Below are 10,720 nucleotides of genomic sequence, written 5' to 3'. Positions count from 1 at the left end.
CGCCACACACATCTCCCCCTGCCCCCGCCCCAGGGGTGGGGGGCGGCGCGTCCTCGTCTCCGCCCGGGGGGCGCCCCCCCCCCGCCGCCGGCCCCCCCCCTCCTCGTGTGTCAGCCGGTGGGCGGTGACTGCGTCAACAAGCCGCCCACCGGCCCAGCTACCCCAACAGGCCGCCCACCAGGCCCGGCTGGCCGGAGGAGGACGAACCCCCGGTGCTGGAGCCGCCGCTTGAGCCGGTGCCGCCGGTCGTGCCGCCGCCCGATGTCGGGCCGGAGGTCGTGCTGGGGGCCTGGCCGGCCGGGGAGGACTGCTGGGGCTGGGTGCGGCCCGCGGTGCCCTGGGTCTGGCTGGGGGCGCCGCCGGTGGCCGTACCGGTCGAGGAGTGGGTCGCGCCCGGGCTCGTCGCGGCGTGCGACGGGCTCGCCGAAGTGGGCTGCCGGGACGGCGAGTTGACCGCCGAGGGGCTGCTGCTACGGCTCTTGGTCGGTTCCCCGGGGAGCGGGGCGCCGGGGAGTTCGTTGCGCGGGGCCTCGCCGGGGCCGGGGACGACCACGCGGCTGGAGTCGCGCACCGCGCCGCCGAGCAGCGAGCCGATGAGCAGGGTGAGGCCGATGGCGACCGCCGTGACCAGGGCGCCGCGGCGCAGGACGTAGCGGCGGAGTTCCCAGATGTCGGCGCGGGGTCCGAGGCGGCGCCAGGCGCTGCCCGCGAGGCGGCCGTCGACGGAGTAGACGGGGGCGCCGGCGATGATCAGCGGGGACCAGGCGGCGAGGTAGATGATGTCGGGGGCGTCGTAGGCGGGAACGGTCTTCCAGCTGACGGTGACGATGAGCGCGGCGGAGAGCAGCGCGCCGCCGACCGCCGCGACCCGCTGCCAGAGGCCGAGGATCGTCAGGACGCCCACGACGACCTGGGCGAAGGCGATGACGAGCCCGGAGCCGACGGGGTGCTGGAGGGCGAACTGCCGTAGTGGCTCGGCGACTTCCCAGGGGTGCAGGGTGTTGAGCCACTTGACCATGGAGCCGCGTTTGCCGCCGTCGAAGTAGACGGGGTCGCACAGCTTGCCCATGCCGGCGTAGATGGAGATGAAGCCGAGGAAGATGCGGAGGGGGAGCAGGACGACGCCGAGGTTCATCCGGCGGCCGGGGTAATAGGCGTGCCGTACCGGGTCGTTGGGGTGCCGTGCGGTGCGCCGCTCGGTGTCGCCGTCCGCCTCGAAGTCCTCGAACTCCCCGTCTCCGTAGGCGGGTTCGTCGTAGGCGCTGCCCACGGTCCGCATCTGCGGCAGGAGTCGGTTCTCGCCGGTGTCGTGGGCGTGGCCGCGCTGGGCGCCGACGATGGGGGTTTCGAGGGTCTGCGCGGTCAGGTCGCCGTCGTGGTCGCCGCCGTAACCGCCGTCCTGGATACGGGGGATGACCTGCGTGGCGCCCGCGTCGGCGGCCGGCTGCTCGCCGTGGCGGAGGCCGCTGCCCCGCACGGCCTGGAGGAGCCGGTGGGCGCCGGTGTCGTCCGGGGCGGACCTGCCGCTCCAGACGACGGGCCGTCGGCGGGCGCCGCCGGCACCGGCCGCGGGCATCCGGGCGGTGTCCTCGGCGGTGCTCAACTGCCGTGCGAGGCGCGGGTTTCGGGTGCGCGTCGAGGCGCCCAGCTGCACGCGGAAACTCGCATGGTTGACGATGACCTGGGCCGGATCGCTCGGCACCTTCACCATGCTCAGCGCGGGAGCGTCGTCCAATCCGGACTGGAATCCGGACGAGCGGTCCCCCGTGGGTGTGCGGGGTGTTCTGGTGTCCACACTCATCTAACCGAGTGACGTGTGTTTAGGACACTGCTTTGACTTGCCGGATGTGTCCGGACAGCGTCAAGCTCGCCCTCGACACCCAGATTGCCCCGAGTGGGTGACCGCGCCGAACATCCGTTCAGGAACGCTTACGAGCCGCCTCGTAGAGGACGACCCCGGCCGCCACACCGGCGTTGAGCGACTCCGCGCCGCCCGGCATCGGAATCCGGACCCTGAAGTCGCAGGTCTCGCCCACAAGTCGGGACAGGCCCTTGCCCTCGCTGCCGACGACGATGACCACCGGCCCTTCCAGGGCGGCCAGTTCGCCGAGTTCGGCCTCTCCGTCGGCGGCCAGGCCGACGATCGCGATGCCGGCCTTCTTGTACGCCTCCAGGGCGCGCGTCAGGTTCGTGGCGCGGGCGACGGGCGTACGGGCCGCCGTACCGGCCGACGTCTTCCAGGCACCGGCGGTCATGCCGGCCGCGCGGCGCTCGGGGACGAGGACGCCGTGGCCGCCGAACGCGGAGACCGAGCGGACGATCGCGCCTAGGTTGCGCGGGTCGGTCACCCCGTCGAGGGCGACGATCAGCGGGTCCTCGCCCTTGTCGTAGGCCGCGTTGGCGAGGTCCTCGGCGTGCGCGTACTCGTACGGCGGGACCTGGAGGACCAGGCCCTGGTGGTTGAGGCCGTTGGTCATGCGGTCCAGCTCGGGGCGCGGGGCCTCCATGAGGTGGACGCCACCGCGCTCGGCGACCAGCTGGAGCGCCTCGCGCACCCGCTCGTCGTTGTCGATGAACTGCTGGACGTAGAGCGTGACCGCCGGGACGCCCTCGCGCAGCGCCTCCACGACCGGGTTGCGTCCTACGACCATCTCGGACGTGCCCTTGCCGCCGCGCCCGCGCACGACCGGTGCGCGCCGCTGGACCTGCTTGGCCTTGGCGTTGGCGATGCGGTTCTTCTTGTGGCCCTTGCGCGCCTCGGCGGGCGGGGTGGGACCCTTGCCTTCCAGACCCCGGCGCCGCTGGCCGCCACTGCCGACCTGCGCGCCCTTCTTGCCGGACATGCGGCGGTTGTTGGCTGCCATGACCTACCTGTCTGTGCGATGCGATGAGTGCGAACGAATACGTACGTCTATGCAGTGTGCCGCCCGGAGGGCCGGGCGGCACAGTCGATCTTCGTTGACCGGAGTGGGTTCAGCGTGGGCCGAGGGTCCAGCGCGGGCCCTGTGGGCCGTCCTCGATGACCAGCCCGGACTGGTTGAGCTGGTCGCGGATGGCGTCCGCGGTGCCCCAGTCCTTACGGCCCCGGGCGGCCTCGCGCTGGTCGAGGACCATCCGGACCAGGGTGTCCACGACGCCGTGCAGGTCCTCGCCTCGGTCCGTCTCTCCCGCCCACTGCGGGTCCAACGGGTCCAGGCCGAGGACGCCGAGCATGGCGCGCACCTCGGCGAGGCGGGCCACTGCGGCTTCCTTGTCGTCGGCCGCGAGCGCGGAGTTCCCCTGCCGGACAGTCGTGTGTACGACGGCCAGCGCCTGCGGTACGCCCAGGTCGTCGTCCATCGCCTCGGCGAACGCGGGCGGTACCTCGGCCGCGGGCTCGACGACTCCCCCGGCCTTCTCCACGACCCGCTGCACGAAGCCCTCGATCCGCGCGAACGCGGACTCCGCCTCGCGCAGGGCCTCCTCGCTGTACTCGATCATCGAGCGGTAGTGCGGGGTGCCGAGGTAGTAGCGCAGCACGATCGGCCGCCACACCTTGACCATCTCGCTCACCAGCACGCTGTTCCCGAGCGACTTCGACATCTTCTCGCCGCTCATGGTGACCCAGGCGTTGTGCACCCAGTACTGCGCGAAGTCGTCGCCGTAGGCCTTGGCCTGGGCGATCTCGTTCTCGTGGTGCGGGAAGATCAGGTCGAGGCCGCCGCCGTGGATGTCGAAGGCCGGGCCCAGGTACTTGTGGGCCATGGCGGAGCACTCGAGATGCCAGCCGGGCCGTCCCCGTCCCCACTGCGTCTCCCAGTCGGGCTCGCCCGGCTTGGTCGCCTTCCACATCGCGAAGTCGCGCGGGTCGCGCTTGCCGGTGATGCCTTCCTCGGAGGGCTGGCGCAGATCGTCGATGTCCTGGTTCGACAGTTGCAGGTACTCCGGGTACGACCGCACGTCGAAGTAGACGCTGCCGTCCGCCTCGTAGGCGTGCCCGCGCTCGATGAGCCCGCGCATCATCTCGATCATCTCGGGGACGTGGCCGGTCGCCCGCGGTTCGTACGTCGGCGGGAGGCAGCCGAGTGCCTGGTAGCCGTCGTTGAACGCGCGCTCGTTCTCGTACCCGATCGCCCACCAAGGGCGGCCCTGGTCACGGGACTTGGCGATGATCTTGTCGTCGATGTCGGTGACGTTGCGGATGAACGTGACGTCATAGCCGCGGTGTTCGAACCAGCGGCGCAGGATGTCGAAGTTCAGGCCCGAGCGGATGTGGCCGATGTGCGGGGCGGCCTGCACGGTGGCACCACACAGGTAGATCGAGACACAGCCCGCTGTGAGCGGGGTGAAGTCGCGAATCTGCCGGGTGCTGGTGTCGTACAGGCGAATGGTCACGGTACAAGGGTAGTGGGCGGTGCGGGGTGCGCGGGACCGTATGCCGAGTACCGGCCGGTGGGGGCTTGTCGCGCAGTTCCCCGCGCCCCTGAGTAGGCACAGTCACCCTTGTTTCAGGACCAGCGCCGTTGCCACCGCCATCAAGCCCTCGTCCCGCCCCGGGAAGCCCAAGCCGTCCGTTGTCGCTCCCGAAACCGACACCGGAGCACCCGCCGCCTCCGACAGCAGCTTCTGTGCCTCATCCCGGCGCTTGCCGATCTTCGGGCGCGGGCCGATCACCTGGACCGCCACATTGCCGATCGTGAAGCCCGCCTCGCGGACGATCCTCGCCGCCTCTGTCAGCAAGGTGACGCCCGACGCGCCCGACCACTCGGGGCGACCGGTGCCGAAGTGCTGGCCCAGGTCGCCGAGGCCCGCTGCGGAGAACAAGGCGTTGCACGCGGCGTGCGCCACGACGTCCGCGTCGGAGTGGCCGGCCAGGCCCGGGCCCTCGCCCTCCCACTTGAGGCCGGCGCACCACAACTCGCGGCCCTCCTCGAAGGCGTGGATGTCGGTGCCGATGCCGACCTGGGGCAGCACCACGTACGGCTCAGAAGCCATCGTTCAGCCTCCTGCGGGCGAGGACCGCCTCCGCGAGGACCAGGTCCAGGGGGCGGGTGACCTTGAAGGCCTCCTCGTGGCCGGGGACGACCACGACCGTGAGGCCGAGCTGTTCGACCATGCTCGCGTCGTCGGTGACGTTGTCGGTGACCGTCTCGTGGGCGCGGATCAGCGTGGCGCGGTCGAAGCCCTGGGGGGTCTGTACGGCGCGGAGGCGGGCCCGCTCGGGGGTGGCGACCACCGGCTCCGGGTCGCCGGGGTGTGTGGCCGGCTTGACTTCCTTCACCGTGTCGGCGAGCGGCAGGGCCGGTACGACGGCGGGGGCGCCGTCCCGTACGGCCTCGATGACCGCGTCGACCGTGTCGACGGGGACGAGCGGGCGGGCCGCGTCGTGGACGAGGACGACGTCGTAGCCGGGGGGCAGCGCGTCCAGGCCGAGCTTCACGGACTCCTGGCGGGAGTCGCCGCCGGGGACGACCAGGAAGTCGGTGCGCTCGGGCAGCGCGTGCGCGTCGAGGAGGGTCTTGACCTCGGGGGCGCCGTCGGGCGGGGCCACGACGACGACCAGGGTGACGGCGCGGGAGGCGGCGAGTGCGCGGACCGCGTGGATGAGCATGGGGGTGCCGTTCAGCGCGCGTAGCGCTTTGGGGGCGCCGGGGCCGAGGCGTACGCCCCGTCCGGCGGCCGGGATCACGGCGGCGACGGAGGACTGCGCCTGCGAAGAGCGCGAATCGTCAGACATCGGTTCCTGTCAGGTTTGTGTGCTCGACCTACGTGGGTATGGCCTGAGGAGTGCCGGGCGCGACGCCTTGACCGGACCCTTCCGTGACACCGGTCGAGCCTGCTGCCCGGGCCCGGCACACCATTATCGGGGGTTTCTCCGCGTAGTCATGAACGCGTAGTGATGAACGCGTAGTTGTGAACTGCCCCCGAACATGCCGAAGCGCCCGGCGACAGGCGGGCTGTCATCGGGCACCACGGCATTTCAGTGTGCTGAGCAGGGCGTACCAGGTGCCTGCGTCAGGACGCGAGAACCTCGTCGAGCAGGGCCTCGGCCTTGTCCTCGTTCGTGTTCTCCGCGAGCGCGAGCTCACTCACCAGGATCTGGCGAGCCTTGGCGAGCATGCGCTTCTCACCTGCAGAGAGTCCGCGCTCGCGCTCACGACGCCACAGGTCACGGACGACTTCCGCGACCTTGATGACATCGCCGGAGGCGAGCTTCTCCAGATTTGCCTTGTAACGACGCGACCAGTTCGTGGGCTCCTCGGCGTACGGAGCGCGCAGCACCTCGAAGACCCGGTCCAGCCCGTCCTGACCGACCACATCACGTACGCCGACGAACTCCGCATTGTCCGCTGGCACACGCACCGTCAGGTCACCCTGGGCGACCTTCAGCACCAAGTAGGTCTTGTCCACGCCTTTGATCTGGCGAGTTTCGATAGCCTCGATCAGCGCGGCCCCGTGATGGGGATAGACCACGGTGTCGCCAACCTTGAACGTCATGTGACAGGTACCCCTTCCGTGGCTATCCAGGGTAACACGGAAACTGCGTGTTCTGAATGGCGTTTTCGCAGGTCAGGGCATATCTCGGGGCTTGACAACAGCAACAGGAACGTGCTGCGGAGGCCGGGCGGAAGAGGGTATTCGCAGGTCGGAGCGGCTCTCCGGGTGAGGTGAAACGCGTACGTTACACACATCCGGAGGCGCCCCCAAGTGGACGAACGTCCCCAAATGTCTGGTTCCAAGTGCTCGACTTCCGCTACTCCGTTCGGTGCGCGGAGCCCGGTGCGAGGCGAATCCGGAATTGATCACCGAGGAGGCGCGGAACGGCCGGTGATCAATTCTTCGAGGTGTCCTGCATTCTTCACGGAAAATCCGCCGACGGACGGCTGAGCTGCTTATGTGAATGCCGGACGAGTGCCGGGCACAAGTGACCCGCGGGTCACTTGTGGCACACGGGTACCCGGTTGGGGGAGGGTCGGGTGCGGTGGCGCGGGAACGGCTCGGTAACCTAAGGCCGCTGACAGACACTTAGGGCGGCTTTATTCGGGAGTCGCCCTGCTCCGCCCACGTTCAAGGAGTAGCCGCCGCCGTGAGCAGCAGCCTTCGACGCGGCGCCCTCGCCGCCGCCGCCATCGCGTTCTCGATCGCCTCGCTCGCCGCGTGCGGTGCCGGCAACGACGCCCAGACGCTTGAGGTCAAGCCGGACAACGCGGCCGTCTCCGTCGGTGTCATCAAGGTGCAGAACGCACTCGTCATCACCCAGCCCGTCACCGACTCCAGCCCCCAGCCCTCGGGCCCGGCGGTGATCTCGGCGACCCTGTTCAACAACAGCAAGGACCCCCAGACCCTGGACTCGGTCAGCGTCGACGGCGTCGGCACGGCCACGCTGACCCCCGCCAAGGGCAAGGGCAAACTGACCGTCCCGGCCTTCGGCTCGCTCGTCCTGGGCGGCAAGGGCAACGCCTCCGCCGCGCTGACCGACGTCGGCAGCGGCCTGGAGGACGGCAACGCGCAGAAGGTCACCTTCACCCTCAGCACGACCGGCGCGGTGAGCCTGAGCGCGTTCGTCGTCCCGGCCGACAGCTACTTCACCAAGTGGGGCCCGACCGCGATCCCCACCCCGGCCCCGGGCGCCTCCGCGACCACCTCCGCCTCGCCGAAGCCCGGCAAGAGCACGTCGGCCACCCCGTCGGACTCCGCCTCCGAGAGCACCACGGCGACGGCCACGGCCTCCGCCGGCTGAGCAGCGGCCGTAGCACCTTGATCGTGTGTGCGCGGTTTACGGCTCGAACTTGTAGCCGAGGCCGCGCACCGTCACCAGGTAGCGCGGGGCACCCGGGTCCGGTTCGATCTTGGCGCGGAGGCGCTTGACGTGGACGTCCAGGGTCTTGGTGTCGCCGACGTAGTCGGCGCCCCAGACGCGGTCGATGAGCTGCATGCGGGTCAGTACGCGGCCCGCGTTGCGCAGGAGCATCTCCAGCAGGTCGAACTCCTTGAGGGGCAGGTCGACCTTGGAGCCGGAGACCGTGACCACGTGGCGATCCACGTCCATGCGGACCGGACCTGCCTCGAGGGCGGCCGGGGTGACCTCCTCGGGCTCGCCGCGGCGGCGCAGGACGGCCCGGATACGGGCGACCAGTTCGCGGGACGAGAAGGGCTTGGTGACGTAGTCATCGGCTCCTATTTCCAGGCCTACGACCTTGTCGATCTCACTGTCCTTGGCCGTCACCATGATCACGGGGACGTTGGAGCGGCCGCGCAGCTGGCGGCAGACCTCCGTGCCGGGCAGCCCCGGCAGCATCAGGTCGAGCAGGACGAGATCGGCGCCGTTGCGCTCGAACTCGTCGAGTCCGTCGGGCCCGGTGGTCGCGATGGCGACCTCGAAGCCCTCCTTGCGGAGCATGTACGACAGGGCGTCGGAGAAGGACTCCTCGTCCTCGACGACGAGCACTCGGGTCACGGAAGGACCTCCGGGGCGGGAAGCGGTTCGTACGGGGATGGATCAGGGGACCCCTCGGCCTCGTCGTCGAGGTCGGGGTGCTGGTGGGCACGGTCGCGGGCCGCACCCGCCTCCGGTAGCCGCAGGGTGAACGTGGAGCCCTGTCCCTCGGAGCTCCACACCGTGACCTCCCCGCCGTGCGAGGCGGCCACGTGCTTGACGATCGCCAGCCCGAGACCCGTACCGCCGGTGGCCCGCGAGCGGGCCGGGTCGACACGGTAGAAGCGCTCGAACACGCGCTCCTTGTCCTTCTCGGATATTCCGATGCCCTGGTCGGTGACGGCGACCTCGATGTGGTCGCCGCCGGGCGCGGACACCCGGCGGGCGGCTATGCCGACACGGGTGCGGGCGGGCGAGTAGTTGACGGCGTTCTCGACCAGGTTGCCGAGGGCGGCGGCCAGCTGGCCGCGGTTGCCCCAGACGTGCAGGTCGGCGGTGCCGCCGGCGGCCATGGTGATCTGCTTGGTGCCGGCCTGGTGCCGGCACCGGTCGATGGCCTCGGCGACGAGTTCGTCGACGCGGACCGGCTCGGCGTCTTCGAGGGGGTCGTCGTTCTGGACCCGTGACAGGTCGATGAGCTCCTGCACGAGGTTGGTCAGCCGGGTGGCCTCGATCTGCATCCGGCCGGCGAAGCGCTCCACCGCCTCAGGATCGTCCGAGGCGTCCATAACTGCCTCGGACAGGAGGGAGAGGGCCCCGACCGGGGTCTTCAGCTCATGGCTGACGTTCGCCACGAAGTCCCGTCGTACGGCCTCGATGCGGCGGGCCTCGGTGAGGTCCTCCACGAGGAGCAGGACGAGCCGGGAGCCGAGCGGGGCCACACGTGCGGACACGGCGAGAGCCTCGCCGCGTCCGGTGCCCCGCCGGGGCAGATCCAGTTCGACCTGGCGTATCTCGCCGTCGCGCCGGGTGTCCCGGGCCATCTGGAGCATGGGGTCGACGGAGAGTTTCCCGCCACGGACCAGTCCGAGGGCGTAAGCCGCCGAGCTGGCCTTGACCACGGCGTCCGCTTCGTCGAGGACGACGGCCGAGGAGCGGAGCACCGAGAGGACGGTGTCCACGCCCGGCGGAAGCACCGGGTCCGTGTGCAGGGAGGTCCTGGTCGGCCGTTTCTGGTCGCGTTCGCTCCAGCGGAACGCCAGCATGGCGATGACACCGGTGAGCACCCCGGCGATCGCTGCCGCTGCGGCGACCGCCGCGTTCACGTCCATGCCCCCAGGTTAGGCATGGGATACCTCCTGGCCACAGCCATCGGAGTGCGACCTCGAACACTCGTCGCCCAGAGTTCACCTTGGAGCCAGTATTGGTTCATTTGGGGTGGCGGAAACCGTCGCGTAGGAGCGGGAACGTGGGAGCGTGGGGTGGAAGGGCCGGTTTTTAGTCACAACCGACAGGCCCCGGGCCCCTGAGCCCCCCGAAGCAAACGTAGGAGAGGGAACCCTGATGCGGGACGCGTACCACGAGGAACTTGACTCGATCGGTGACGGTCTGGTGGAGATGGCCCGGCTGGTCGGGTCGGCGATCGGACGCGCCACGACGGCGATCCTGGACTCCGACCTGAAGCTGGCCGAGAGCGTCATCGAGGCCGACAAGAAGGTCGACGACCTCCAGCACGACCTGGAAGCACGGGCCATAGCCCTGCTGGCCCGGCAGCAGCCGGTGGCGACGGACCTGCGGATCGTCGTCACGTCCCTGCGCATGTCCGCCGACCTGGAGCGCTCCGGCGACCTCGCCCAGCACGTGGCGAAGCTGGCCCGGCTGCGCTTCCCCGAGCGGGCCGTGCCGCACGACCTGCACGCGACCATCCTGGAGATGGGCCAGCTCGCCCAGCGCCTGATGGCGAAAGCGGCCGAGGTCATCATCACGAAGGACGTCGACCTGGCCCTCCAGCTGGAGGCGGACGACGACGAGATGGACCTGCTGCACCGCACGCTCTTCCAGCACCTGCTGGACGACAAGTGGAAGCACGGCATCGAGACCGCGGTCGACGTGACCCTGCTCGGCCGCTACTACGAGCGCTTCGCCGACCACGCGGTGTCGGTCGCGAAGCGCGTGGTGTTCCTGGTCACGGGTGAGCACGCGGACGAGCTCCAGCCCGACATCCAGCCGGCGACGGGGGCCGAGGGGGCGTAGGTCCCAGGTCCGGGGGGCGTAGGCCCCAGGTCGGGGGGCTCGTGAGGGAAGCCTCAATGCGCCGTTGATGCGCCCGCCGCAGCGGGCATCCAATGGGCAGCATCCGATGGG

The 10,720-nt window shown here is 70.3% G+C and carries 10 protein-coding genes; 2 read left to right on the top strand and 8 right to left on the bottom strand.

The window, feature by feature from the left end; all coding sequences use genetic code 11:
• Window positions 1–157 precede the first annotated feature (157 nt).
• From ACFXC1_RS18065 to ACFXC1_RS18040, 6 genes are all read right to left on the bottom strand, one after another.
• Window positions 158–1,801, bottom strand: a complete 1,644-nt coding sequence (locus ACFXC1_RS18065; RefSeq protein WP_381243791.1) for a DoxX family protein — start codon at window positions 1,799–1,801, stop codon at window positions 158–160.
• A 118-nt stretch (window positions 1,802–1,919) separates the two neighbouring features.
• On the bottom strand, window positions 1,920–2,864 hold the full coding sequence (gene rlmB / locus ACFXC1_RS18060; protein WP_381243789.1) for a 23S rRNA (guanosine(2251)-2'-O)-methyltransferase RlmB: 945 nt from the start codon (window positions 2,862–2,864) through the stop codon (window positions 1,920–1,922).
• 109 nt (window positions 2,865–2,973) lie between these two features.
• Window positions 2,974–4,374 (bottom strand): cysteine--tRNA ligase, encoded by a 1,401-nt coding sequence (cysS, locus tag ACFXC1_RS18055; RefSeq protein ID WP_381243787.1) that lies wholly within the window; start codon window positions 4,372–4,374, stop codon window positions 2,974–2,976.
• A 102-nt stretch (window positions 4,375–4,476) separates the two neighbouring features.
• Window positions 4,477–4,974: a 2-C-methyl-D-erythritol 2,4-cyclodiphosphate synthase gene (ispF, locus tag ACFXC1_RS18050; RefSeq protein WP_381243785.1), complete on the bottom strand. Its 498-nt coding sequence runs from the start codon at window positions 4,972–4,974 to the stop codon at window positions 4,477–4,479.
• On the bottom strand, window positions 4,964–5,716 hold the full coding sequence (gene ispD / locus ACFXC1_RS18045) for a 2-C-methyl-D-erythritol 4-phosphate cytidylyltransferase (RefSeq protein ID WP_381243783.1): 753 nt from the start codon (window positions 5,714–5,716) through the stop codon (window positions 4,964–4,966). The genes ispF and ispD overlap by 11 nt, the downstream gene beginning before the upstream one ends.
• Before the next feature lie 278 nt (window positions 5,717–5,994).
• Entirely contained in the window at window positions 5,995–6,477 is a 483-nt protein-coding gene (locus ACFXC1_RS18040; RefSeq protein ID WP_003953493.1) for a CarD family transcriptional regulator, read from the bottom strand.
• Window positions 6,478–7,066: 589 nt separating this feature from the next.
• Between ACFXC1_RS18040 and ACFXC1_RS18035 the strand changes: the two genes are divergently transcribed.
• Window positions 7,067–7,720 (top strand): copper chaperone PCu(A)C, encoded by a 654-nt coding sequence (locus tag ACFXC1_RS18035; protein WP_381243781.1) that lies wholly within the window; start codon window positions 7,067–7,069, stop codon window positions 7,718–7,720.
• A gap of 36 nt (window positions 7,721–7,756) precedes the next feature.
• On the opposite strand, the gene ACFXC1_RS18030 is transcribed toward ACFXC1_RS18035, so the two are convergent.
• Together ACFXC1_RS18030 and ACFXC1_RS18025 are read right to left on the bottom strand one after the other, a co-directional pair.
• On the bottom strand, window positions 7,757–8,437 hold the full coding sequence (locus ACFXC1_RS18030) for a two-component system response regulator PhoP (protein ID WP_009340348.1): 681 nt from the start codon (window positions 8,435–8,437) through the stop codon (window positions 7,757–7,759).
• A complete protein-coding gene (locus ACFXC1_RS18025; RefSeq protein ID WP_381243779.1) occupies window positions 8,434–9,687 on the bottom strand; it encodes a two-component system sensor histidine kinase PhoR in 1,254 nt (417 codons plus the stop codon). Before ACFXC1_RS18025 ends, ACFXC1_RS18030 begins: the two co-directional genes overlap by 4 nt.
• A 232-nt stretch (window positions 9,688–9,919) precedes the next feature.
• On the opposite strand from ACFXC1_RS18025, the gene phoU reads away from it, so the two are divergent.
• Window positions 9,920–10,609, top strand: a complete 690-nt coding sequence (phoU, locus tag ACFXC1_RS18020; RefSeq protein ID WP_381243777.1) for a phosphate signaling complex protein PhoU — start codon at window positions 9,920–9,922, stop codon at window positions 10,607–10,609.
• Window positions 10,610–10,720: the final 111 nt, after the last annotated feature.

The sequence above is a fragment of the Streptomyces hokutonensis genome, assembly GCF_042751305.1.
Lineage (GTDB): Bacteria > Actinomycetota > Actinomycetes > Streptomycetales > Streptomycetaceae > Streptomyces > Streptomyces hokutonensis_A.
Note: the sequence above shows the minus strand (reverse complement) of the source record. Positions and strands in the feature narration are given on the sequence as shown.